The organism is Dongia deserti, from assembly GCF_003574735.1.
Lineage (GTDB): Bacteria > Pseudomonadota > Alphaproteobacteria > Dongiales > Dongiaceae > Dongia_A > Dongia_A deserti.
On record NZ_QORW01000006.1, the window covers coordinates 287,300 to 312,176 of the forward strand.

Below are 24,877 nucleotides of genomic sequence, written 5' to 3' on the forward strand. Positions count from 1 at the left end.
GTTGGTGCTGAACGCGCGTCCACCTAGAGTGCCGGCGGGTTTCACCGCCGGGGTCTTTCATGCTCGCCGAATTGTGGGCCGCTGTGCAAAGCGACTGGGAGGTGCTTGCGCTGTCGAGCGCGGCGATCTTCCTCGCCGCCATTGTGCGCGGCTTCTCTGGCTTCGGATTCTCTCTGCTCTCGATCACGGCGATCTCGCTGATCCTGCCGGTCGCGCAGATCGTGCCATCAATCTTCCTGCTGGAGATTGCTGCCTCCATAAACCTCATCCCAAGCATCTGGCGCGAGATCCATTGGCGCTCGCTCACGTGGCTGATGGTCGGCTATGTCATCGGCCTGCCGGTCGGCGGCTATGCGCTGATCCACGCGCCGGAAGCGCCGGCGCAGATCGTGCTCGGCCTGTTCGTGATCGGCACGGCGATCCTGATGCTGCGCGGCTTCCACCTGGAGCGGACACCCGGCACGGCGGCCAGCACCGCGACCGGCACGGCCTCCGGTGTGCTGAACGGCGCGTTCGGTATCGGCGGGCCGCCGGTGGTCTTGTTCTATTTCTCGACGCCCGGCGCTGCTGCGATCGGCCGCGCGTCGATCATTTTCTTCTTTCTGTTCACCGATCTTTTGGGTGTCGGCTATTTCGCGACCCAGGGCATCGTCACGACCCAGAGCTTCGTGCAATCGCTGGTCTGGCTTCCGGCCTTGCTGATCGGCGTGTGGATCGGCGCGCACGGCTTCCGCAAGCTGAGCCAGGAGACGTTCCGCCGCTGGGTGCTGGTGATCCTGATTGCGCTGGCTGGGCTCGGAATGGGCAAGGCCGCACTGATGCTAATGAGCGGCGCCTGAATCCCAGAAGCCGCGCGCGATCGTCGAGACCCCGATCGCGAACAACAGTAGAAGCGCGACGCGTCGGAAAGTCCTTTCGTTGACCCTGGCGAACAGCTTATCGCCGAAGTGATTGCCGATCAGCAGCGGCGCCATCAGCAATGCGCCGAGAACAACCGAGTCCAGCGTCATGAGCCCGCGCCACGCGGCGGAGGCGGAAGACAGAGTGGCGACGAACAGGAAAAAGGCGGAGAGCGAAGCGCGCCCGATCGCGAGGGAAACGGGTGAGGATAGGAACAGCACAATGACCGGCGGACCCGGAATGCCGGCTGCGCCCGATCCAATGCCCGCCAGAATGCCGAGCCCGCCAGACAGCCAGTGTGGCGGCCGCATCTTGAACCGGAAGCCAGAGGCTAGAAGCGCGGCTGCCAGCAGCACGGCAACACCTATGATGAGCCGCATCGTATTGCTGTCGAGCAGGTCGAGAACGAGGGAGCCAAGCGGAATCCCCACCAACGCGCCCACCAGGGTGGACCACAAGAGTTTCCAGTCGACGTGGCCGCGAGTGCGCAGATAGATCTGTATACCGGCGAGTACCTGCAGGATCAGGATCGGCGGCACGATCTCCGCTGGCGGGAACAGGAGCACGAGCAGCGGTGTCGCGGCGATTCCGAAGCCGAACCCCGTGAACCCGCGAATGACTGCGCCGACGAACACGCAGAGGCTGGCGCCCGCCAAGACCGACAGCGATAGATCGATCATCTGCGCAGGAGGCGCTGGGTGTGGCGTGCGATGGTCAGCTCTTCGTCCGTCGCTACGATCCAGGCGGCGACGCGCGATCCGGCGGCGGAAATGCGGGCATCACCGCGCCGGTTGGCCTCTTTATCTAGGTGCAGACCGAGCCACGCCGCATCCGTGCACACCTGTGCGCGGATCGGTGCGGCGTTCTCGCCGACTCCGCCGGTGAACACGAGGGCGTCAAGCCCGCCGAGCGCGGCGGCCAGCGATCCCAGCTCCCGCCCGATACGATAGCAATAGACATCGATCGCCAGCTGTGCCTTGGGATCGGAACTCTCCAACAAGGTCTTCATATCGGCGGTCAGGCCCGAGACGCCCTTCACCCCGCTCTCATGGTAGAGCAGTTTTTCAAGCTCTTCGCGGCTCATCCCATCCCGCAGCAAATGCAGCAGCACACCGGGATCGATCGAGCCCGCGCGCGTCCCCATCACCAGACCATCGAGCGTGGAAAAGCCCATGGTGGTCGCGATGCACTTGCCCTCGTTGATCGCGGCCATGCTGGCGCCGTTGCCGAGATGCGCGACGACGAGTCGCTTCGGCACGCCGCCCGCGGCGGCGGGCAAGGCCTGCAAGATCGCCTCATAGGAAAGGCCGTGGAACCCATAACGCCGCAGCCCTGCCTGCCAGTATTTCTCCGGCAGCGCGAACCGCATTGCGATCTCCGGTTGGCACGCATGGAACGCTGTGTCGAAGCAGGCGACCTGCGGCAACTCCGGCAGCGCCGCCTGCAAGGCCTCGATCGGCGCGACGTTGTGCGGCTGATGCAGCGGTGCGAGCGGAATCAACGCCACCAGCTCCTTCAGCGTTTCAGGTGTCACCTTGACCGGCTCGGAGAAGCGCGCCCCGCCATGCACGATGCGATGGCCGGCGCCCAGCCACTCCTCCGGACGATCCTGCATTAGCAGGCGCTCGATCAGCAGCCGAACGGCATCGGCATGGGTCGCCATGTGCTCCGCCTTGCCCCATCGCGCACGATTGCCATGCTCGTCGGTGACCGTGAGCTTCGGCTCGCCTTGGCCGATGCCGGCCAGCTGCCCGCGCAAATCGAGCGACGGCACATCGCTGCCCGAAGCCGCGAAGGTCGCAAACTTCAGGCTCGAGGAACCGGCATTGAGGACCAGGATGCGCTGCGTCATGCTGCTCGGTCAGGATCGAGGTCGGGAAACTTCTTGATGACCGGCCTCAGCAAAGCAAGGGTCATGCCCATCACTTCTCCGAGCGCGAGACGAAACGCGCGTGCTTCGTCGGGGTCGGAAATCTGCTGTGACAGCGAATCGAGCGCGTTGAACGGCGGACTCAGATTAGTGATGGCGTTTACGATGCGCTGGGCGAGGTCGCGATCCATGTTCAGGTCCCTGAAAGAGAGAGGGCCGACTCAGTCGCCCGAGCCGGCCCGCCCATCATGCACCGTTCATGGCCCTCAGGCGACGGTGTAGTCCTTGTACTTGTCCAGCAGCCGCTTGGGCTTCTTCAGTGCGTCGCGGCGGAAGGGGTCGCCCAGCTCTTGCGTCACCATCAGCTCCAGAATGGTGGGCTTGTTGCTGGCGATTGCCTGCTTCAGCGCGTCGCCCACTTCGCCCGGATGGCTGACCGTGATGCCTTCCGCGCCCATGGATTTGGCGATGCCGGCGAAGCTGGGGTTCGAGAGGTTCGTGCCGACGTAGCGATCGGCGTAGAAATCTACTTGGTTCTTCTTCTCGGCGCCCCACTGGCCGTTGTTGAACACGACGGCCACGACCGGGATGTTCTCGCGCACGCAGGTCAGCGTCTCCTGCAGGCTCATGCCCCAGGCGCCGTCGCCGACATAGGCGATCGCCGGCCGGTCGGGCGCCGCGACCTTGGCGCCGACCGCGGTCGGGAAGGCGTAGCCGCAATTGCCGAAGCTCATGGCCGCGAAGAAACTCTGCGGCTGGTCGAACCTGAGATAGGAGTTGGAGACGGAGCAGATATTGCCGATGTCGGTGGTGACCATGGCGTTCTTCGGCATGGCCTTCTCCAGCTCGCGCAGCGCGCGGCGCGGCACGATAGGCGCGCCGTCCTTCATCGACCAATCGGTGAGCTCGCGCTCCCACGCTTCCTGCTGGTTCCTCACCTCGGTTAGGCGCGCCTCTTTGTTGCCGTGGCAGGCGATGCTGGCATTCATGGTTTGCAGGCGATGCAGGATCTCCGCCGCCGCCTTGCCCGCGTCGCCGTGCACGCCGACATGCATCGGCTTCACTAGGCCCAGCACGCGGTGATTGATGTCGACCTGGATCAGCTTGGCGTTCTTCGGCCAATACTCGATGCCATGCTGCGGCAGCGTGCCGAATGGGCCCAGACGCGAGCCCAGCGCCAGCACCACGTCGGCCTGCGCGATGACCTTCATCGCCGCCTTCGAGCCCTGGTAGCCCAGCGGCCCGCACATCAGCGGATGGGATTTCGGGAACGCGTCGTTATGCAGGTAGGAGGTGACGACCGGCGCCTGCAGATATTCGGCCAGCTTGACGGCTTGCGCCTGCGCGCCGCCCATGACGACACCGCCGCCCGCCATGATAACCGGGAACTTTGCGCCCGCCAGCAGCTTCGCCGCCTCGTCCAGGCTCTCCGGCCCGCCGGCACCGCGCTCGATCCTGATCGGCTTCGGGATCGTCACGTCGATCTCGCCATAGAACAGATCGCGCGGGATGTTGAGCTGGGTCGGCCCGCGCTCGGTCAGCGCGTAGTCGAAGCAGCGGCTGGTCAGCTCCGCGATGCGGCTGTTGTTGCTGACATGCGCCTGGAACTTGGTGATCTTGGAGAAGATCGGCATCTGGTCGGTTTCCTGGAAACCGCCCAGGCCCATGCCGTTGGAGCCGGTCTCCGGCGTCACCATGACCACCGGCGAATGCGCCCAATAGGCCGCCGCGATCGCGGTCACGAAGTTGGTGATGCCAGGGCCGTTCTGCGCGATGCACACGCCTTGCTTCCCGCTGACGCGCGAATAGCCGTCCGCCATGTGTCCCGCGCCCTGCTCATGGGCGACCGAGATGAAGCGGATGCCGGCCGGCTCGAAGATGTCGAGCGCGTCCATATAGGCCGAGCCGACAATGCCGAAAACGTGCTTCACGCCGTGCGCGACGAGTGTCTCGACAAAGGCCTCGGAAGGCGTCATGCGGGTCATTCTGTGCACTCCTGATCCATGGATGCGGAAAGCATAGGAGCGCGGCTGGCCCAGTCATAGGTCCAGCACTTTGCGCCCGCTTGGGCCAGGGGTTGCTTGCGCCCTATCCCCGCTTCAGCTGCTCGCGCACCGTTTCGGCGAGCAGCGTGATGCCGCGCTCGATGCGTTCGGTGGGGATGGAGGAGACGCCCAGGCGGAAGTAGTTGGCAGGTCCTGGTTGCGCCATGAAGTGCACTGCGCCAGGCTCGATCACCACGCCGCGCTTCAGCGCCTCCTTCTCCACCGCGTTCATGTCGAGCTGCTTCGGCCCCCTGATCCACAAGGCGGTTCCGCCGGCAGTGAGATTGACGGTGAATTCCGGCAGATGCTTGACCAGCGCAGTGATCGCCGCCGCCAGCCGCTCGCGATAGACATTGCACAGGCGCCGCAGCAGCGCATCGTGATGCCCGTCCGCCAGGAACATCGCCACCGTGCGCTGGTTGTTGGCGGCCGGGTGACGGATCATCAGTCGGCGCAGGGCGCGCGCCTCGCGGATCAGCTCCGCGGGACCCACCATGAATCCCATGCGCAAGCCCGGCGCCAGCGTCTTCGACAAGGACGAGATGAATATGACGCGGTTATTGCGGTCGAGGGATTTCAGCGCCGGTTGCGGCGAGCCCTGATGCGCCAGCTCGCTTTCGTAATCATCCTCGATCACCACCACGTCGGAGGCGGCCGCCCGCTCCAGCAGCGCGTGGCGCCGCTCCAGCGACATGGTGACGGTGGTGGGGAACTGGTGGCTTGGCGTCACATAGGCGTAGTCGCAGGAATCGAGTTCGGAGCTCAGCACCATGCCTTGTTCGTCGACCCCGATGCCGACCACGCGCCCCGCATGCAGGCTCGCGATGTTGCGCGCGTCGGTATAGCCGGGGTTCTCAATGCCGAAGGTGGTGTCGCGATCGAACAGCAGGCTCGCGATCAAATAGACCGCGTTCTGCGCGCCCACGGTCACCAGGATCTCGTCGGGCGCCACGCGCACGCCGCGGCGCGGCAGCAGGCGCGTGCGAATCTGCTCGATCAGCAGCGGGTCATCCTCTGCGAAACGATCCTTGGACCAGTCGCGCACGGCGGTGACACTGAGCGCCTGGCGCGAGCATTCGCGCCACGCCGCCAGCGGGAAATTGCCCTGGTCGACCTGGCCATAGATGAAGGGATAAGGATAGTCCTGCCAATTGGCCGGCTTGACAATATTCCTTTGCGCGCTGGGGTGCAGGCGAAAGCGTTCCTGCCAATCCGGCGCCGCGCGCGTGAGCGGCGCTTTGGCCTCGGCAGCCTGATCGGCGATCTCGCTGGGCCGGACGCGACCGCCCAGGATGTCGGGGTTGGCGAAAAAGCCGCTGCGCTCGCGCGCGATGAGGAAGCCCTCTTCCACCAGATCCTGATAGGCCAGCACGACGGTATTGCGGGCGATCTTCAGCGTCTGCGCCAGCGATCGGCAGGAGGGCAAGGCACCGCCCGGTGGAATCTGGCCATCGAGAATGGCGGAGACGAGCATGCGACGGAGCTGCGCCTGGAGCGTCGTGCCTTTTTCGGGCTCGAGATGAAACAGAAACGTGCGGGACGGGTGGCCCAAAGCATTCTCCCGGTCTGGCCCCAGCATCTGGCTCCAAGTCCAGGCCGAGCGATATGGCAGGACTATATCACTGCCATGAAATAATCGTGAAGCACATTGCCAGTCGCGCGCAACTTCAATTACGCTCAGTCGTGGCGTGGAGTTCGGGGAGCAGGCGTCAGAGCGTTGCACATCCGGTTGGACCAGAACTTTGGGCCAGTCGGGTTTCTCAGCGTCTACTCCCGAAGCGCCGGTCGGCCATGCGGCCGCCGGGCCAAGTTCGTCGAGGGAGGTACTAATGACGAAGCTTTCCAAGGAGCAAAAGCGGACGCGGGAGCTGTTGCTTTCCGCACGAGCCTTCAGCCGCCGCACGATGCTGAAGAGCGCAGCCGCGGCGGGCGCGTTTGCGGCCGTCGGACCGATGTATGTGCGCGATGCGTTCTCGTCTTCGGGCGAGCTCAATCTACTGATGTGGTCGGACGAGTTTCCTGATCCGGTGATCCCGAATTTCGAGAAGGCCACCGGCATCAAGGTCAACCAGACGCCGTTCTCGCAGAACGAAGAGCAGATCAACAAGCTGCAGGCGACCGGCGGTGAAGGCTTCGACATTTGCCAGCCGACTGCCAATCGTGCGCCACAGTACAGGGAGCTTCAGGTCCTGGCCCCCTGGGACACAAACAAGCTGAAGAACATGTCCGCGCTGATTCCCTCGATGATCGGGAACTCGAAGAGTCTCTGGACGTGGGACGATGGCCTTTACCACTTGCCGCATGTCTGGGGCTCGGAAGCGCTCTCCTTCCGGACAGATCTCTATAAGGGCGACCTGACGAAGCTGAGCTTCGGTTCGCTGTGGGACGAAGAGGTCAAGGGCCATACGCAGGGCCGCGGCCATTCCTTCCTACTCGGCATCGGCCTGTGGTGGGATTATACCGGCAAGCAGCCGTCCAATCGCATGGTGGACGGCTATAAGGACGCAGAGACGTTCAAGAAGCTGTGGGACCCGATCCTGAAGTTTGCGATCGAGCACAAGTCCTGGGTCAAGCAGTTCTGGGATTCCGCCGACAATACCAAGTCGGGCCTGATGGAGAACGACGTATGGCTCGGCCAGACCTGGGACGGTCCGCCGCTCTCCCTGAAAAAGGAAGGCAAACCGGTGAGCTATCAGGCGCCGGTCGAAGGCGCCATCGTCTGGCTCGACGGCATCTCGCTGATGAAGTCTGCGAAGAACACCGAGCAGGTCTACGAGTTCATCAATTACCTCCACACGCCGGAGGTCTCGGCCCAAGTATCCGATGTATCGAACTACAATCCGGTCGTGACCGGAGCGGATGCGCTCACCTCGGAAGCCTTCAAGAAGAATTTCCAGGAAGCTTATCCCGGCGATTCGCTGGACCACGTGTGGCCGTGGCCGGCAGAGCCGAGCTGGTATGCCGAAATCCGCAGCCAGTACGTCGATCAGTTCGTCGCCGCCTAATCAATAGCAGGATAGAGAATGTGGTCGGCCCCGGTTCGCCGGGGCCGACTCTTTTTGGCCCAACCGGTTCCTGCTTGATCTTGTCTGGCCTAGCATGGAAACTCGCCGGAACCACAAGAATAACGGGACAGGGCAAGGCAGATGAGTGCGGGCGTCGAACTGGACCATGTGACGGTCCGATTCGGGGATTTCACAGCCGTCAGCGGTGCAACCCTGGACATCAAGGGGGGCGAGTTCTTTTCCTTTCTCGGTCCGTCGGGCTGCGGCAAGACAACGATTCTCCGCACCGTGTCGGGCTTTCTCGAGCCCTCCGAAGGCAAGGTGCGAATCGGTGGAAAGGACATGGCGGGGATCGGCCCCAACAGGCGTCCCACTGCGCTGATCTTCCAGAACCTAGCCCTGTTCCCGCTGATGACAGTTGCGGAGAACATCACCTATGGCCTGCGCGTGCGTGGCATCGACAAGGACATGCGCGCGAAGAAGGCCGACGAGCTGCTGGAACTCATTGCCCTGCCGGGCCAGGGCAACAAGCAGATGAGCGAACTCTCCGGCGGGCAAAAGCAGCGTGTGGCGATCGCGCGCGCTCTGGCCGTTCAGCCGCAAGTGCTGTTGCTTGATGAGCCGTTATCGGCACTGGATCTGAAGCTGCGCCAGCACATGCGCAATGAGCTGCGCATCATCCAGCGGATGGTCGGCATCACCTTCATCTACATCACCCATGATCAGGGCGAAGCGCTGACCATGTCGGATCGCATCGCGGTCATGAGCGACGGTGTCATCCAGCAGGTCGCCGACGGCAAAACCATCTATGACGAGCCGGCCACTGCCTTCGTCGCCTCCTTCGTGGGCGAGAACAATCCTTTTGCCGGGACCGTCGCCCAGGCCGATGGTTCCTCCGCTTTGATCGAGACGAAGTTCGGTCGCTTGCGCGGGCGCAATCCGCGCGGCTTGCGGGCGGGGGACAAAGCCATCCTGTTCGTGCGACCGGAATCGATCCGGCTTGGAGCAGGAGCCACCGATACCACCTTGTCGTCGGCCGTGAAGAGCGTCGCGTTCGAAGGCAACATGACTCACGTCTATCTCGAAGGCGTGGGCAAGAAAAACATCACCATCAGCGTCGGCCGCCAGGGTACGACCAGCATTCCGGAGCAGGGCCAGGTTGCGGCCATCTCCTATGATGCCGCGCTCGGTCTCGCCTTGCCGGAAGGGCAGCTGGCCCGTGAATAGCCGCCTCATCGTCCTCGTCGTTCCGTTCATCGTCATCGCCATTTTCTGGCTGATGGCGCGGCGGGAGGCGAAGCTTTCCCATGATCCGACGCACAAGGGCTATTTCGAACGCAACGGCATGACGCTCGGCATCCTGTTCATCGCGCTGGTGGCTTTGTGGACCCTGTTCCTGGTCGTGCTGCCCTACCTCTACATGGTGGTCGAGAGCTTCCACCCTCAGCTGCCGCCCTCCAAGCGCGGCGGACCCGAGGACGTTCTGACGCTGGCGCAATACCAATCGTTCTTCGTGCAGCCGGTCGGCGGCGGTCTCAACGTGACGCATATCGGCGCCTTCGTCTTCTCGATCATCGCTTCGATCGCGGTCACGGCGCTCAATTTCGCGATCTGCTATCCGCTCGCCTTCTACATGGCCCAATCGGGCGGCGCGCAGAAGGTGCGCCTGCTGATGCTGGCGCTGATCGTGCCTTATTGGGTGAACGAGATCCTGCGCGCTTTTTCGCTCCGCTTGCTGCTCGCCTCCAAGGGCTTGATCAACCAGATGCTGATGGGATTCGGCTTCACCGATGCCCCCATCGATTTCCTGGGGGCCAATGTTGGCCTCTATGTCGGCCTGTCCTATGCGTATCTGCTCATCATGGTCTTCCCGCTCTACAATGCGATCGAGAGCCTGGACAAGAACCAGATCGAAGCCGCGCGCGATCTCGGCGCGCCCTGGTGGCGCATCCACAAGGATGTGGTCATTCCCTATGCAAAGCCGGGCATCGCGTCCGGCTGCACCATGGTGTTCATGCTCTCGGCGGGATCGCTGGCCGCTCCGCAATTCCTCGGCGGTCCGCGGACGCTGTGGTTCACCTCGGTCATCTACAATTTCTTCTTCCAGAACTTCAATTGGGCGCGCGGCTCCGCCTACGCATTCATCCTGCTGGCCGCCTGCATTGCGCTCGTCATGCTGATGCTGCGTCTCTTCAAGGTGTCGCTTGGGGAGACCATAAAATGAAGTCGATCTGGATCATGAAGGGGATGATCGGCTTCTATATCTTCCTGTTCTTCGCCTATTTGTTCGGGCCACTGGTGGTGATGGGCATCACCGCCTTCAACACGCCAACCTATCCGCAGGCCTATCCATTCGAATCCTTCACACTCGACTGGTTCGTGAAGCTGTGGAACCACCGCGCCATGATGGAAGGCCTGTGGAACTCCATCATCATCGGTCTTGGCGTGGTGGCGGTCTCGGTGCCCGCTGGGCTCGCCGCCTCCATCATCATGAGCCAGATCTATCATCGCGCCCGCGGCCTGTTCTATCTGGTGACGATCTCGCCGCTGCTGACGCCCGGCGTCATCATCGGCATCTCGACCGTCATCTTCTGGAAGGACGTGCTCGGCATCACCGACTTCACCAAGGCGGTGTTCTACAAAGGCATCATCCTGGCCATCCTCGGCCAATCGAGCTTCATCTCGGCCTATTGCCTGCTGATCTTCATGGCGCGGCTCACCCGCTTCGACCGGGCGCAGGAGGAAGCGGCCCTCGATCTCGGCGCCTCCTATCCGCAGGTGTTCTGGCACATCCTGCTGCCGTTCCTGAAGCCCGCCATCATCTCGGCGATCGTCATCGGGTTCCTGTCCTCGTTCGAGAACTACAATACGACGACCTTCGCGATCCTGGCGGACAAGACGCTGGTGACCGTGCTGGCCGGCGAGGTGCGGCAGGGAACGACGCCGGCGCTCTCCGCTTTGGCTGTCATCATCATCGGTGTCTCGCTGTTCGGCGCGATTCTGTACGAACTCGCCAAGCGCCGGGAGCAGAAGCGGGCCGAACAGGCGCAGAAGCGTGCCAAGGTCGCCGAACGTAGCGAAGGCGAGACCGCTGCTTTGCCCCAGCCGTCCTCAGCATAGGGGAACGTCCCGAGCCCGTGGCCTAGCCTAGCTTGGCCAACGCTCAATCAGCTTCAGCGAAACCCATCGCGGCACCTTCCATCGCCGCAGGCGCAGATAAGTCCGGAAGGCGCGCTTGCCAGGGATAAGGGAGGCACTGCGCAACAGTTCGTCGATCACCGACAGCGCAGCCGGATCGGATGCGATCAGGCGCCTGGACTTGTCGATGAAGGACTGAAATCGACCCACGCTGCGGTCCAGCGTCGCCGCTTCGGCCCAGAAGGCGAGGTCCGGTGGCGTCAGCCGTGCCGCCCGACGCGCCGCCCTGTCAATCGTCGCATAGAGTGTCCCGAGCAGGTCGGTTCCGTCGCGGTGCCGCGCGGACCGGGCCACCAGAGAACCCGAGGTCACGTGACGCAAGTATGCCAATAGTGGCAATGGTGACACACCCTCGGGCCGAACCCCGGTACCCAACGCAGAAATCGCTGCCAGCAGGTTGGCCAGGTCGCGTTCGGGTACGGGCGAGAGCGGCCCGCGAGCGCCGTCCCCAAGCACGAGAGGGAGCGTTGCGCGATACGTCTTGCGGGCGCGCCGCCACGCTCTGGAGCTGCCGAGGAAATCCGCAATCATGCGCGCTCTGATCGCGAAGTGTAGCGACGGCTCGATCGGCGTGGCGCTCAGGGTGGCCTCACTCAGCCGTCGAACGGTCAATTCGGCATCAAGGCCGATCACCTTGATCTCGCGTAAGGCAAGCTTGCTCCAGAGGCGCGTATCCTCGCCCCGCTGGAGGTCTTCTTCGAAGCCACCCGCCGACAGCAGGGTGAATCGCGGCAGCATGACGCAGGATACGTAGAATGGATGCGGGTGTCCGCAATTCAGCAGGCTTATGGTCGGACAACCGGGCCCGCTGCCCGGGCGTATCACGGGTGGCAAGTCAGCCGCGCGTGCTCCCTTCATCACCGCCAAGCTGTAGCAAAGCTCCGCATCGGCAAAATGAGCAAAGGCTTCGATCTTGCGCGAGACTGCCTTGGGCAGCAGCAGATTGTCCGAATCGAGAAAATGGATGAAATCTCCCGTGGCCAAGCGGATCCCGGCGTTGCGCGCGCTCGAGACGCCGCCGTTCGGTTGGCGATGAAGACGGACTGCACCTCCAAAGCGCGCCAGCGCACCGGCAAGGTCGTCCGTCGAGCCATCGTCGACCACCAGGATTTCCAGTGCCTTGCAGTCCTGCGCCAGACAGCTCTCGACCGCCTCAATCGCCATCGCGGCGCGATTGAAAACAGGAATGAGTATGGTGACCCGCGGCTGATACTCGGCCCGTTCAGGCGCCAGAAGATGAGCGAGCCACCGCGCATGGTACAGCCGCCGCGCGCGATCCAGGTCAGACTCTCGTTTTTCTCCATTGCCAACATGCTCAAGCAGCCTTTGCCAGTGCCATTGAGGCGCAGGCAGGGCGCAGTCCCGCCCGGCCAGATCCAGCGGCCTCTCCAGCGCTGGACGCCAGGCAGCCATGCAAGCCGACAGTTGCGCCCGCACGGGATCGCTCGGCGCGTTGCGCGCGGCGCCCTCGGACATGATGATGTCAGCCAGGTATTGCAGCTCGACCTGCTGCGAGCACGCAGGATTCGACTGGTTCTCGACGGATGGATCGCAGCCGTTCATTGCCGTCGTATCCAATAGGCGGAGCGCCATGTGAGCCGCGCCGCAAGCGCGCCGGACCGAAGCCTGCGTCGCAGCTTGCGATAGCGTTTCACTGTTTGCGCGGCCGGGCTCGGGCAGCAGCGGCGGAGCACGGGATCGATCCGCTTCGGCAAATCGGGGTCACGCGCCGACAGCTTGGCCAGCACGCGAAACAAGTTCCCAATAGAGGTGTTCCGACGCGCTCGGGTGCTGCCGTCCGCCCAATATGCGACATCGCGGCTCGTCAATGGCGCGGCGGATTTGAGAGCAGCTGACATGACCTCGCGCACTTCGTGCAAGATCGAGAGCACGCGTTCGCTCGGCACGACCCCGTGCGCCACCTCGAGCCGGTTTCTCAGATCGGCCAGCAGGGGTACGGGTGATAGCCCGTCCCGTGCACGGCCGTCGCCCAAGTCCGCCAAGGTCGAGACCAGCCGTTCGCGCGCCAGGATGTCGCGGAGGGGCTGTGGTGAAACGTTGTCGGCATCCTCCATCTTTCGCATCACCTGCAGGAGAACGGATCCGGCGTGGGGCCACACCGCGGGCGACAGGATCAGGTCGCGTAGATTCCTCACGCGGAGCACGAGCGCCGATTCGCCCACATTGGGCGTCACGCTCAGGCCGTCGGGAACCACGCGGCGGATGATGAGCGGCTCCGCATGACCGATCGCCTTGACGCCCGCAAGGCCCAGCCGAAACCAATAGCGCGTGTCCTCCCCGCGGGGCAGGTCCTCCTCGAAGGGGTGGGCGGCGAGCATCGCCCAGCGCGGCATCATCACGGTCGGCGTGAAGAACGGGCAGCGGCTGATCGCGGCCGCCAGGAAATCGGAGGTGGCGCAGTGGTCGGTACCGTTGGGCACACGAATTTTCGGCACGGCCACGCCTGGGAGATTGCGCTCGAGCGCCATGCCGAAGCAGAGCGTCGCATCCGGTATGGCGGCGAATGCTCCCACATTCCGTTCAATCGCGTGGGGCAGCAGCAGGTCATCGGAATCGAGAAAGTGGACGAATTCGCCCCGCGCGAGGCGGATGCCAAGGTTGCGCGCACTGGCCACGCCGCCATGCGGCTTCCGGTGAAGCCGGACGGCATCGCCAAACGTCTGCAGTGCCGCGGCTACATCCTGCTCCGACCCGTCATCGATCACCAGAATTTCGATCGGCCGCCAACTCTGCTCCAGGCAGCTCCGGACGGCGTCCGGCAGCAGAGTCGCGCGGTTGTACGTCGGGATCAGGATGGTAACGAGTGGGCGGTTCCGATTCTCCTGCGGCGCGACTAGGTAGGCCAGCATGCGGCGGTGATAGATGAGTCGGGCTTGCTCCGCGGGCGACAGCGGCGGGGCGCCGGTCTCCCGATGGAGGCCTTCCAACTGCTGGAGATGCCACCGTGCGGCCGGTACCGGGCACGGACGGCCAAACAGGCGATCCGGAGCACTAGGGCCCGGGATTTCATCGACGATCATGCGCAGCACGGCGAGCGCGTCGCGCCAGCTTTCATCATTTACCGACCCTTCCGCGAGGAGGAGGTCAGGCAGGTTCGGCCATGGACCTGTGGGCGCCGCCTGCTGGGGATGTTGCACCGTCTCCCCCTAAGGTCCGACTGCTGCGCCAATCGTACGCGTGCGATCTGCGATCGCAGACGTGGCAGCTGCCGCAAACCGCAATTCCTTCCACCCCCGCCACTGCTCGGGAAATTGCCGTACCCATGGCTCGTGTCGGCTCAGATACTCGGCCGTCGCGGCAGTGCAGTATTCAGAACTTACCATATCCGGCGATGCGGAGATCGGCGGTTCGACCAGTGCGACAAAACGGCCTCCCCGGTCGCGGATCGAGAATACCGGCAGCAGCGCCGCGCCAGTCAACGCCGCCAATCTCGGGGCGCCGGTTGCAAGCGCCAGGGTTCCACCGAGAAACGGCCCTTCGACCAGGCCGCTGCCTTCCCAAGCGCCGGCTGTGATCGACACGATGTTGCCGCTCGCGAGCGCACGCGTCATGCGCCGCATCGCGGTGGAGGGCGCGCGCCGGTCATAAACGATGCGCTGCGCCAGGTAGCGGTCCTCCGGGATGCAGCGCACCGGATTGAGCCATTCAATCCCGAACCGGGTCTTAGAGAACCCATGCTCCGGACGGCTGAGATGGGAGACGCGATAGCCCCGTTTGTGGAGGGCGACCTTTGTGATGCCGCCGTTGAAGGCGAAATGCGCCACCCACAGAATGACACCATTGCCGCGTTCCAGTGCGCGGACGATGTGCTCTTCCCCTTTGAGTGCGACCTCGGGGCGCCAGCCTCCGGGTCGCCAGCCACGCAGGTTCTGCATGCGCAGCTCATAGACCGCCGCTTGCAGATCCAGTGCGATGGTACTGGCGCGCCGGTGATCGAGTTGAAGACCTCTGACGATTCCAGCGATCGTCAGACCGAGCGTCTTGCGGTCGACCAGCCCTGGAGCACGCGCTACTGCGCGGCACAGTCGCCGCCACGACCGCTCGGGCAGCAGCCAGGAGGGTGGCAAGAGCGCTACCAGCGACCCGGCGATGGCAAGGTCGGACCTATGCCAAAGACGTTTCTCAGTCAGGTCGCGCGGCCGATGCACGATCGTGCCGGCCGACGCGTCGCCCACCTTCGGCGAAGCCCCCTGTCGCTTCTGCTCCCCACCTCCCATCGGATCACGCTATTCCCCAGACCAGAGCGCCGCAAACATTCACATATGGCCATAATCGAAGCGGTTTTAGCAGAGGCCTACGGAGAGTGCCTAGGCCCTGGGGCGGCCTTCCTGCACTGACGCCGCACCAGCTGTCCCGGTTGGCGTGCTCGATTTGGCTGGACTGGCCCTGTCCCGCGTCCCGCCGGCCCCTAGCATGGCGCCATCGCTCGGCCTCGATGGACCAGGAGCCATGCAATACACCGCGAACACCCTCGAAAACCATTGGATGCCATTCACCTCCAACCGCGACTTCAAGGCCGACCCGCGCCTGATGGTCAAGGCCAAGGGCATGCATTACTGGAATCACCATGGCGACAAGCTGATCGACGCCTCCTCAGGTCTGTTCTGCTGCGCGGCCGGCCATGGCCGGACCGAGATCACCGAGGCGGTGCACGCGGCGATGAAGGAGATCGACTACACACCGCATTTCCAGTTGGGGCACCCGGCTTCCTTCGAGCTGGCGCGCAAGGTGGCGAAGATCACCCCCGGCGACCTCGACTACGTGTTCTTCTGCAATTCAGGGTCTGAGTCGGTCGACACCGCGCTCAAGATCGCCATGGCCTATCACACCGCCAAAGGCGAGGGGCAACGCACGCGCTTCGTGAGCCGCGAGCGCGCCTATCACGGTGTCAATATCGGTGGCGTTTCCTTGAGCGGCATGGTGCGCAACCGCGAGGCCTTCGGCGCGGTGATGCCGGGCGTCGCCCACATGCGCCATACCTGGATGCCGGAGAACCGGTTTGTACGCGGCCAGCCCGACAAAGGCGCGGAGTTGGCGGATGATCTGCAGCGCTTCGTCGACTTGTTCGGGTCGAAATCGATCGCCGTCTGCTTCGTCGAGCCGATCGCCGGCTCGACCGGCGTGCTGGTGCCGCCCAAAGGCTATCTCGAGCGCCTGCGCCAGATCTGCGACAAGCACGGCATCCTGCTGGTGTTCGACGAGGTGATCTGCGGCTTCGGGCGCACCGGCAAGGCGTTCGCGGCGCAGTCGTTCGGCGTGCAGCCGGACATGATTACCATGGCGAAGGCGCTGACCAACGGTGCGCTGCCAATGGGCGCGGTGGCGGTCAGCGAAAAGGTTTATCACACCGTGACGAGCGCGGCGCTCGATGGCGCTGTGGAATTCTTCCACGGCTATACCTACTCCGCCCATCCGGCCGCTTGCGCGGCGGGCATCGCTGCGCTCGATATCTTCGAGCGCGAAGGTTTGTTCGAGCGGGCCGCGGAGGTGTCGGTTTACTTCCTCGACCGCATGTTCGATCTCAAGGGAATCAAGGCGGTCACAGACATCCGCGGCTTCGGCATGCTGGCGGGTATCGATCTGGCACCGGCGGAACGGCTAGGCTTGCGCGGCTATGACGCCACCAAGCGGCTGTTCAAGCGCGGCCTGCACATCAAGTTCACCGGCGATTCCGGCATCTGCGCGCCTGCTTTGGTCGCTGAGAAGCGCGATATTGACGAAATCTGCACTATCTTCCGCGAGGTGTTTTCCGAATACTGACCGGCGAAAACGAACCGCCGGTTTCTGGGAGGGGGCTGCGGCCCGGGCATGTCAGACCGCCGCTATATCGCGGAGCCGCAATCGCCGCCGAAGCAGCGCGCTGGTGAGCAGGCGATCGACTACTCGCCGCTGGTGCATGACCAGGTCGCGACCACGACGTGTTACATGTGCGCCTGCCGTTGCGGCATCAAGGTGCACCTGCAGGACGGACGCATCCGCTATATCGAAGGCAACCGCGACCACCCGGTGAACAAGGGCGTGCTGTGCGCCAAGGGCTCCGCCGGCATCATGACGCAATACTCGCCGGCGCGGCTGCGCAAGCCGTTGAAGCGCGTGGGCGAGCGCGGCAAGGCCGAGTTCCAGGAAATCGAATGGGACGAGGCGCTGAGGATCGCGACCGAATGGCTGGGCAGGATCCGCGCGACCGATCCCAAGAAGCTCGCTTTCTTCACCGGCCGCGATCAGAGCCAGGCACTGACCGGCTGGTGGGCTGCTCAGTTCGGCACGCCCAACTATGCGGCCCACGGCGGCTTCTGCTCGGTCAACATGGCGGCGGCCGGGCTCTACACTATCGGCGGCTCGTTCTGGGAGTTCGGCGAGCCGGACTGGGAGCGCACGCGCTATTTCCTGATGTTCGGCGTGGCGGAGGATCACGGCAGCAACCCGATCAAGATCGGATTGGGTCAGCTCAAGAATCGCCCGCCCGAGAACCGCGCGAAATTCGTTTCGATCAATCCGGTGCGCACCGGTTATTCGGCGATCGCCGACGAATGGATCGGCATCACGCCCGGCACCGACGGGCTGTTCGTGCTGGCGATCATTCATGAACTGCTGAAGGCTGACCGCATCGATCTCGATTTCCTGGTGCGCTATACCAATGCGCCCTGGCTCGTGGTGGAGGCGCCGGGCACGGCGGGGCACGGATTGTTCGCGCGCGATAGCGCCGGCCATCCGCTTTGCATCGATCAAAGCGGAGCCCTTCGAGATGCGCTGGAGGCGGACGTTGCGCCGCGTTTGATTGGCGAGGCGATGCTATCCGATGGCCGCAAGGCGCGGCCGGCGTTCGAGCTGATGGCAACGCGCTATCTTGATGAGTCCTATGCACCGGAAAGAGCCGCGGAGCAATGCGGCGTGCCGGCCGCGACCATCAAGCGTATCGCGGCGGAGCTTGCAGAGGCGGCGTTCGACCAGGCGATCGAGATCCCCATCGGCTGGACCGACTGGGCCGGCCGCTATCACGACAAGATCATCGGCCGCCCGGTTTCCATGCACGCGATGCGCGGGGTTAGCGCGCATTCCAACGGCTTCCAGACCTGCCGCGCCATCCATCTGCTGCAGATGCTGCTTGGCTCGATCGACTGCCCCGGGGGCTTCCGTTACAAGCCGCCCTTCCCGAAGGCGGCACCGCCGCCCGCCAAGCCGGCCGCGCAGATCGGTCCGATGCACGCGCTGCATGGGTTGCCGCTCGGCTTCCCGCAGGCGCCAGAGGATCTGCTGCTCGACATCGACGGCACGCCGCATCGCATCGACAAGGCGTTCTCGTGGGAGGCTCCGCTCGCCGTCCATGGCCTGATGCACATGGTGATCCACAACGCCTGGGCCGGCGATCCCTATCCGATCGACACGCTCTTCTTCTACATGGCGAACATGGCGTGGAACTCGGCAATGAACGCGCCGGACGCCATGCGCATGATGACCGACAAGGACGAGGCCGGCCAATACAAGATCCCGCACATCATCTATGCCGACGCGTTCTTCTCGGAGATGGTGGCCTACGCCGATCTCGTGTTTCCCGACACGACCTATCTGGAACGCTGGGACTGTATCTCGCTGCTCGATCGGCCGATCAGCGATCCCGATGGCGCGGCGGACGCCATCCGCCGCCCCGTCCTCCAGCCCGATCGCGACGTACGTCCGTTCCAGGACGTGCTGCTGGAGCTCGGCGCAAGACTGAAGCTGCCGGGCATGATCGATGGCCACGGCAAGGCGCTCTATCCCGGCGGGCTCAAGGACTATCTGGTGTGGCACGAACGGCGGCCCGGCATCGGCATGCTGGCCGGCTGGCGCGGCCACGAGGAAGACAAGCAGGGCATGGGCGAGCCGAACCGGCGCCAGCTCGAGCGCTACATCGAGAACGGCTGCTTCTGGCGGGGCGAGATCCCGGAGAAGGCGCGCTTCTACCGCTTCGCTAATCGCGACTTTTTCGACTGGGCGATTCCGCGCGGCTTTCTCGACAAGCCACAGCAGATCGTGCTCCAGCTCTATTCGGAGCCGCTCCGCAGGTTCCAGCTCGCCGCCGAAGGCCACGGCACGCGCCAGCCGCCGGATCATCTGCGCGCGCGCGTGATGGAAGGATTCGATCCGCTGCCGAGCTGGTATCCGCCGTTCGGCGCGGCTGCGGACAGCGAGGGTTACCTGCTACACGCGATCACCCAGCGCCCGATGCACATGTATCACTCCTGGGGCTCGCAGAATGCCTGGCTCCGGCAGATCCAGGCGCGCAATCCGTTGTTTATCGCGCGCAAGCTAGGTGAGCGCCTCGGCCTCGTCGATGGCGACTGGGTGTGGATCGAAAGCCCACATGGGCGCGTGAAGGCTGAGATCAAACTGATGGAAGGCGTGAACCAGGACACGGTCTGGACCTGGAACGCCATCGGCAAGCGCGCGGGCGCGTGGAACTTGTCAGGCAGCGCGCCGGAATCGGCGAAAGGCTTCCTGCTCAATCACGTGATCTCGGAGCTGCTGCCGCCGCAGCCGGACGGCCATCGCTATGCCAACATCGATCCGGTTACGGGGCAGGCGGCGTGGTACGATCTCAAGGTGCGCCTGAAGAAGTGCGCGGCCGATGAATACGGCGAGACCGCGCCGAGCTTCGATCCGCTCAATTCATCGCTTCCAAAAACGGGCGACGACCTCGCCTATGGCGCGGAGTTCCGCGCGCGAAGAGAACGCGCATGACGTCGCTGCCGGCCTATCCGTCCGACCGCAAGCTCGGGCTCGTCATCGACCTCGACATTTGCGTCGGCTGCCACGCTTGCGCAGTGAATTGCAAGGAATGGAACACCGGCGGCCACATGGCGCCGCTGACCGACTACGAGGCTTGGGGCGATTCGCCGTCGGGCGTGTGGTTCAACCGCATCCATAGCTTCGAGGCCGGCGAGGGGGTGAACGGCCGCACCGTGCATTTCCCGAAATCGTGCCTGCATTGCGAGCAGCCGGCCTGCGTGACGGTCTGCCCGACCGGCGCTTCCTACAAGCGTGGCGAGGACGGCATCGTGCTGGTGGACGAAGACCTCTGCATCGGTTGCAAGCTCTGCTCCTGGGCCTGCCCGTACGGCGCGCGCGAGTTCGACGAGGATGTCGGCGTGATGAAGAAATGCACGCTGTGCATCGACCGCATCTACAACGACAAGCTGGAAGAGATCGACCGCGTGCCCGCCTGCGTCGCTACCTGCCCGGTCGGCGCACGCCATTTCGGCGATCTCGGCGATCCCAAGTCCGAGGTCTCGCAGTTGGTGGCGCAGCGCGCCGGCTATGACCTGATGCCCGAGCTCGGCTACAAGCCCGTCAACAAATACCTCCCGCTGCGTACCAATCGCGCGCAAGCCGGCTGCACCGGCGCACCCGCTGCGCCGCTCAAAGACCCGCGCGAAGAGGGCACCGGCAGCAGGCTGCTGCGCTGGTTGGATCGCGCGCTGTCGCGGTGATCAATCAATGACAGTCGCGGACACCACGCGTTGGAATCCCCTCCCACAAGCTGTGGGAGGGTTAGGGAGGGGGAAGCCGCACTTCGGTGTGAGGCAATCTTCGCTCGCTTCCCCCACCCCGACCCTCCCCCAGCTTGTGGGAGGGGGAAGAACCTAATGCACCCCGCGCTCTCCGTCATTCTGTTCACCAGCGCGTCCGGCGGGGGCTATGCGATGCTGGCATTGTTGGGGCTATTCGGCGCGGGTGGGGTGCTCTCACCGGATCCGCTCTCCGGATGGGTGGCCTTCATCTGGGCGCTCGGCATGGTGACGTTCGGCCTTCTCTCGTCGACCCTGCATCTCGGTCATCCGGAGCGCGCGTGGCGCGCCTTTTCGCAATGGCGCTCGTCATGGCTGTCACGCGAAGGTGTGTTGTCGGTCTTTACCTTCTTGCCGGCAGGCATCTATGCGATCGGTTGGCTCGTCTTCGAAGACATCTGGCGCTGGGCGGGTGCGCTCTTGAGCGTCAGCGCGATCGCGACCATCTGCGCGACCGCGATGATCTATGCCAGCCTGAAGCCGATCCGCGCCTGGAACAATCTATGGACGCTGCCGGGCTATCTCGCGATGGGCCTCGCCAGCGGCGCGCTCTGGTTCACCCTGTGGGCGGAGTTGATGCCGGTGCCGCACAAGCCGGCCTACGACTTCGCTGCCGTCGGCCTGGTCGCGTCGGCCGCGATCAAGCTGTTCTACTGGCATTTTCTTGATTCGGGCGCCCGCGCCGCGACCGCGGAAAGCGCCACCGGCCTCGGCTCGTTCGGCAAAGTGCGCATGCTGACCGCGCCGCACACCGAAGAAAACTACCTGCTCAAGGAAATGGGCTTCCGCATTGCGCGCAAGCATGCGCAGAAGCTGCGCCGCATTGCGTTGTTCAGCGGCTTCCTATTGCCGCTCGCCGCCGTGCTGGCCGCGCTGCTGACGACGCACCTGGTCGATCTCGTGCTGCTGGCCGTCGCGGTCGTCCTGAACGCAATCGGCACCATCACCGAACGCTGGCTTTTCTTCGCCGAAGCTAAGCACACGGTGACTCTGTATTACGGCGCAGAGCGCGCTTAGCGCGCGGCTTCCACCTTCAGGATCGCGCCATCAACGCCCGTCACCTTGATCTGCGTGCCGGCTGGCAGGTCTGCGCCTTGCACGCGCCAGACGGTGTCATCGAAGCGCGCCTTGCCGCGGCCGTTCTGGATCGGCTCGCTCAGGACCGCGATCCGGCCGATCAGCTGCTCGCCGCGGCGGTTCAGCGTGGAAGCGGGATCGTCCTTGTTCCCGTTCCTCTTGACGTAGCTGCGCCAGAACACGACGCTCGCGACCGCGAGCATGGCGAAGATCAACGCCTCGATCTCCCAGCCCATGCCGGGAATGAACAGCGCGCTGAAGCCGGTCAGTGCCGCCGCTGCGGCGAGCCAGATGAAGAACACGCCTGGCGCCAGGATTTCGATGCCGGCGAAGATTGCTGCCAGGATCCACCAATGCCAGAACTGCGTTCCGTCGAGCCAGGTCAAGATGTCCATCGCTTCCTCCGCTCACCTCACGTGCGCGGCTGTTGCCATGGCCCGCTGCCGCCACCCGCGGGAGGCGTTCCGCCATTGCCGCGGCCAGCCGTGCGGGTCTGCATTGCATCCCTCGCCAGTTCGGCAATGCCGCCCAGGGCGCCGATGACGTTGGCGGCGTCGAGCGGCATCATGATGAGCTTCTGGTTCGGTGCGGTCGCGACCATCTGCAGCGCTTCGACATACTTGACGCCGAGGAAGTAGTTGACCGCCTGCACGCTGCCCTTGGCGATGGCGTCCGACACCATCTGCGTGGCCTTGGCTTCCGCTTCCGCCAGACGCTCGCGCGCCTCGGCCTGGCGGAAGGCCGCCTCGCGCTCGCCCTCGGCTTCCAGGATAGCTGATTGTTTCTCACCCTCGGCGCGCAGGATCGCCGCGGCGCGTGAGCCTTCGGCTTCCAGGATCTGCGCGCGCTTTTCGCGCTCGGCCTTCATCTGGCGCGCCATGGAATCGACGAGGTCGCGTGGTGGGGCGATGTCCTTGATCTCGATGCGGGTCACCTTGATGCCCCAGGGCTGGGTGGCATCGTCCACCACGTGCAGCAATTGCGCGTTGATCTTGTCACGTTGGGAGAGCAGCTCGTCGAGGTCCATCGAACCCATCACGGTTCGGATGTTGGTCATGGTGAGGTTGAGGACTGCGTTCTCGAGATTGTTCACCTCGTATGCCGCCTTGGCCGCCTCCAGCACCTGGTAGAACACCACGCCATCGACCGAGACCATGGCGTTGTCCTTGGTGATGACTTCCTGGGTCGGCACGTCCAGCACCGATTCCATCATGTTGATCTTGGCGCCGATGCGGTCGATGAAGGGCACGATGAAGCCAAGGCCCGGCCTGAGCGAGCCGGTGTAGCGCCCGAACCGCTCGACGGTCCATTCATGGCCCTGCGGCACAGACTTCACCGACATGACCACGACCAGGATCATGAGTGCCACAACGGCAATGACGAAGATGGTGAAAGGCGACACGACCGCTTCCAAGAGACCCTCCCCAAGCAGGCCTAGCTAGGCCGTAAGCAGAACGATACGTCCGAACAATCGGCACTATGTGTTGCGGCTTGGTTAATTCAAGCGCGCGAGTGCCGGCTGTTCGGGAATTTGCGTGATATTTCCGTCGGTTGGACCAACCTCCACATCCTTGATGGCTGCCGTCTTCTGGGCGATCTTGTCGCTCGAGATGGCAACCTGACGCACATCATCGACCACCTGGTTGAAGTGCCTCTGCAGTTTGTCGACGCGATCGCCCAAACGGTTCACGTCGAGCGCCAGCTCGCCGACCTTTTTTTGGATGAGATGCGCCTGCTCGCGCATGCGCACGTCCTTGAGCACGGCGCGGATGGTGGTAAGCGTCGCCATGAGAGTTGTGGGCGAGACGATCCACACCCGCGCCTTGCCCGCTTCATCGACCAGGTTGGGGAAGCTGGCGTGGAGTTCCGCGTAGACCGCTTCGGACGGCAGGAACATCAGGGCAGAATCCGCAGTCTCCCCCGGCACGATGTATTTCTCCGCGATCGCCCTGATGTGCAGCCGGATCGCGCTGGTGAAGTCGCGCCGCGCCTGGGCCATCGCGATCTCGTCCTTGGCCTCGCGCAGCGCGCGATAGGCCTCCAGCGGGAACTTTGCATCGATGCAGATGGCGCCCGGTGGGTTGGGCAGGGTCAGCAGGCAGTCGACCCGCTTGGTGCCCAGCTGTGCCTGGAATACGTAGGTCTGGGCCGGCAACGAGGATTGCACGATGTCCTGGAGCTGCACCTCGCCAAAGGCGCCGCGCGCCTGCTTGTTGGACAGCACGTTCTGCAGGTCGACCACCTGGCTCGACAATTCGGCGATGTTCTTCTGCGCGGCATCGATTACCGCCAGCCGTTCGCGCAGTTCCGTCAGGGTCTGGCCCGCCTGCTCGGCGTTGGATTGCAGCGTCTGTCCGACCCGGTCCTGCAGGCTGTTCAGCCGCTCGTCCAGCTTGGCGGCCAAGGCGCGCTCCTGCGCCTGCAGCCGCTCGGACAAGGCGTTCTGCGCGGCCGCCTGCTGTGCGGCGAGCTGGTCCAGCCGGCCCGTCAGCCGTCCCGCCTCCGCGCCAGTCCCGCGTCTGCCGAATGCCAGGAAGGCGAGCGCGAGGCCCGCCAAGGCAATCGCCACCCAGACGGCAATATCTTGAACTTCCATGGCTTTCTACCCTCGACTCGGGAGGCGGCGAAGACCGCCCTCGCTTGACGATACAGCGCCGAAACCCTAGGTAAAGCGCCGAAGGAGAAACCATGGCTCTCTTGCCTATTCTGACCGCGCCGGATCCGCAGCTCAAAAAGATCTCCGCCCCCGTCAAGGAGGTGGACGCAAGCGTGCGCAAGCTGATGGACGATATGCTGGAGACGATGTATCAGGCGCCCGGCATCGGCCTCGCCGCGCCGCAGGTGGGCGTCTTGAAGCGGGTCATCGTGCTCGACATCGCGCGCGAGGGCGAGGAGCCGCAGCCGCTGCGCATCGCCAATCCGGAGATCGTCTGGGTGTCGGACGACGACGCGACCTACAACGAGGGGTGCCTCAGCGTGCCGGAGCATTATGCCGACGTGGTGCGTCCTGCCGCTTGCCGCATCAAGTATCTCGACCAGGACAATAAGCAGCGGGAGATCGCGGCGGAAGGGATGCTCGCCACCTGCCTGCAGCACGAGATCGACCATCTCGATGGCATCCTGTTCATCGACCATCTGACCGCACTCAAGCGCAACATCATCCTGCGCAAGCTGCTGAAGGCGAAAAAGGCCGCAGCCGAAGCCGCCATGTGAGCC

21 protein-coding genes are annotated in these 24,877 nt (G+C 64.1%); 10 read left to right on the forward strand and 11 right to left on the reverse strand.

The window, feature by feature from the left end; translation table 11 throughout:
• Nucleotides 1-59: 59 nt before the first annotated feature.
• Complete coding sequence (locus tag DTX69_RS11810; protein WP_119301729.1) at nt 60-839, forward strand: sulfite exporter TauE/SafE family protein; 780 nt, start codon at nt 60-62, stop codon at nt 837-839.
• Here DTX69_RS11810 and DTX69_RS11815 read toward each other — a convergent pair.
• The 5 genes from DTX69_RS11815 to pdxR form a co-directional block, all read right to left on the reverse strand.
• Nucleotides 822-1,580, reverse strand: coding sequence for a sulfite exporter TauE/SafE family protein (locus DTX69_RS11815; protein WP_119301730.1), 759 nt, complete (start codon nt 1,578-1,580; stop codon nt 822-824). The genes DTX69_RS11810 and DTX69_RS11815 overlap by 18 nt on opposite strands.
• Complete coding sequence (locus DTX69_RS11820) at nt 1,577-2,752, reverse strand: acetate/propionate family kinase (protein WP_119301731.1); 1,176 nt, start codon at nt 2,750-2,752, stop codon at nt 1,577-1,579. Before DTX69_RS11820 ends, DTX69_RS11815 begins: the two co-directional genes overlap by 4 nt.
• Complete coding sequence (locus tag DTX69_RS11825) at nt 2,749-2,961, reverse strand: hypothetical protein (RefSeq protein WP_119301732.1); 213 nt, start codon at nt 2,959-2,961, stop codon at nt 2,749-2,751. The genes DTX69_RS11820 and DTX69_RS11825 overlap by 4 nt, the downstream gene beginning before the upstream one ends.
• Before the next feature lie 75 nt (nt 2,962-3,036).
• Nucleotides 3,037-4,755 carry a sulfoacetaldehyde acetyltransferase gene (xsc, locus tag DTX69_RS11830; RefSeq protein ID WP_119301733.1) on the reverse strand — a complete coding sequence of 573 codons (1,719 nt, stop codon included), beginning with the start codon at nt 4,753-4,755 and terminating at the stop codon, nt 3,037-3,039.
• Between the two features lie 103 nt (nt 4,756-4,858).
• The gene (pdxR, locus tag DTX69_RS11835; protein ID WP_284735711.1) at nt 4,859-6,367 is read right to left on the reverse strand and encodes a MocR-like pyridoxine biosynthesis transcription factor PdxR; all 1,509 of its coding nucleotides are present in this window, start codon (nt 6,365-6,367) and stop codon (nt 4,859-4,861) included.
• A 277-nt stretch (nt 6,368-6,644) separates the two neighbouring features.
• On the opposite strand from pdxR, the gene DTX69_RS11840 reads away from it, so the two are divergent.
• From DTX69_RS11840 to DTX69_RS11855, 4 genes are all read left to right on the forward strand, one after another.
• Nucleotides 6,645-7,820, forward strand: coding sequence for an extracellular solute-binding protein (locus tag DTX69_RS11840; RefSeq protein WP_119301735.1), 1,176 nt, complete (start codon nt 6,645-6,647; stop codon nt 7,818-7,820).
• A 141-nt stretch (nt 7,821-7,961) separates the two neighbouring features.
• Entirely contained in the window at nt 7,962-9,047 is a 1,086-nt protein-coding gene (locus DTX69_RS11845) for an ABC transporter ATP-binding protein (protein ID WP_119301736.1), read from the forward strand.
• Nucleotides 9,040-10,044: an ABC transporter permease gene (locus DTX69_RS11850; protein WP_284735712.1), complete on the forward strand. Its 1,005-nt coding sequence runs from the start codon at nt 9,040-9,042 to the stop codon at nt 10,042-10,044. Before DTX69_RS11845 ends, DTX69_RS11850 begins: the two co-directional genes overlap by 8 nt.
• A complete protein-coding gene (locus tag DTX69_RS11855; RefSeq protein ID WP_119301737.1) occupies nt 10,041-10,940 on the forward strand; it encodes an ABC transporter permease in 900 nt (299 codons plus the stop codon). Before DTX69_RS11850 ends, DTX69_RS11855 begins: the two co-directional genes overlap by 4 nt.
• A 27-nt stretch (nt 10,941-10,967) precedes the next feature.
• Here the strand turns inward: DTX69_RS11855 and DTX69_RS11860 are convergent, their stop codons facing one another.
• Genes DTX69_RS11860 through DTX69_RS11870 form a run of 3 tightly spaced genes read right to left on the reverse strand, consistent with a single transcriptional unit; the run spans nt 10,968 to nt 15,214 of the window.
• Nucleotides 10,968-12,581 carry a glycosyltransferase family 2 protein gene (locus DTX69_RS11860; RefSeq protein WP_162917106.1) on the reverse strand — a complete coding sequence of 538 codons (1,614 nt, stop codon included), beginning with the start codon at nt 12,579-12,581 and terminating at the stop codon, nt 10,968-10,970.
• Complete coding sequence (locus DTX69_RS11865; RefSeq protein ID WP_119301739.1) at nt 12,578-14,176, reverse strand: glycosyltransferase family A protein; 1,599 nt, start codon at nt 14,174-14,176, stop codon at nt 12,578-12,580. The genes DTX69_RS11860 and DTX69_RS11865 overlap by 4 nt, the downstream gene beginning before the upstream one ends.
• A gap of 9 nt (nt 14,177-14,185) precedes the next feature.
• Nucleotides 14,186-15,214, reverse strand: coding sequence for an LpxL/LpxP family acyltransferase (locus tag DTX69_RS11870; protein WP_162917107.1), 1,029 nt, complete (start codon nt 15,212-15,214; stop codon nt 14,186-14,188).
• Between the two features lie 274 nt (nt 15,215-15,488).
• Between DTX69_RS11870 and DTX69_RS11875 the strand changes: the two genes are divergently transcribed.
• The 4 genes from DTX69_RS11875 to DTX69_RS11890 all read left to right on the forward strand — a co-directional run bounded on the left by DTX69_RS11875 (nt 15,489) and on the right by DTX69_RS11890 (nt 21,601).
• Nucleotides 15,489-16,799 carry an aminotransferase class III-fold pyridoxal phosphate-dependent enzyme gene (locus DTX69_RS11875; protein WP_119301741.1) on the forward strand — a complete coding sequence of 437 codons (1,311 nt, stop codon included), beginning with the start codon at nt 15,489-15,491 and terminating at the stop codon, nt 16,797-16,799.
• A 48-nt stretch (nt 16,800-16,847) separates the two neighbouring features.
• Nucleotides 16,848-19,757 carry a molybdopterin oxidoreductase family protein gene (locus DTX69_RS11880; RefSeq protein ID WP_119301742.1) on the forward strand — a complete coding sequence of 970 codons (2,910 nt, stop codon included), beginning with the start codon at nt 16,848-16,850 and terminating at the stop codon, nt 19,755-19,757.
• Nucleotides 19,754-20,506, forward strand: a complete 753-nt coding sequence (locus tag DTX69_RS11885) for a 4Fe-4S dicluster domain-containing protein (RefSeq protein ID WP_119301743.1) — start codon at nt 19,754-19,756, stop codon at nt 20,504-20,506. The genes DTX69_RS11880 and DTX69_RS11885 overlap by 4 nt, the downstream gene beginning before the upstream one ends.
• 156 nt (nt 20,507-20,662) lie before the next feature.
• Nucleotides 20,663-21,601: a dimethyl sulfoxide reductase anchor subunit family protein gene (locus DTX69_RS11890; RefSeq protein WP_119301744.1), complete on the forward strand. Its 939-nt coding sequence runs from the start codon at nt 20,663-20,665 to the stop codon at nt 21,599-21,601.
• On the opposite strand, the gene DTX69_RS11895 is transcribed toward DTX69_RS11890, so the two are convergent.
• The 3 genes from DTX69_RS11895 to DTX69_RS11905 all read right to left on the reverse strand — a co-directional run bounded on the left by DTX69_RS11895 (nt 21,598) and on the right by DTX69_RS11905 (nt 24,257).
• Entirely contained in the window at nt 21,598-22,056 is a 459-nt protein-coding gene (locus DTX69_RS11895) for an NfeD family protein (protein WP_119301745.1), read from the reverse strand. The two genes, DTX69_RS11890 and DTX69_RS11895, sit on opposite strands and share 4 nt — an antisense overlap.
• Nucleotides 22,057-22,073: 17 nt before the next feature.
• Entirely contained in the window at nt 22,074-23,075 is a 1,002-nt protein-coding gene (locus tag DTX69_RS11900; RefSeq protein WP_284735713.1) for an SPFH domain-containing protein, read from the reverse strand.
• 81 nt (nt 23,076-23,156) lie between these two features.
• Complete coding sequence (locus DTX69_RS11905; RefSeq protein ID WP_119301746.1) at nt 23,157-24,257, reverse strand: DNA recombination protein RmuC; 1,101 nt, start codon at nt 24,255-24,257, stop codon at nt 23,157-23,159.
• A 92-nt stretch (nt 24,258-24,349) separates the two neighbouring features.
• On the opposite strand from DTX69_RS11905, the gene def reads away from it, so the two are divergent.
• Nucleotides 24,350-24,874, forward strand: coding sequence for a peptide deformylase (gene def, locus DTX69_RS11910; protein WP_119301747.1), 525 nt, complete (start codon nt 24,350-24,352; stop codon nt 24,872-24,874).
• The last annotated feature ends 3 nt before the right edge of the window (nt 24,875-24,877 follow it).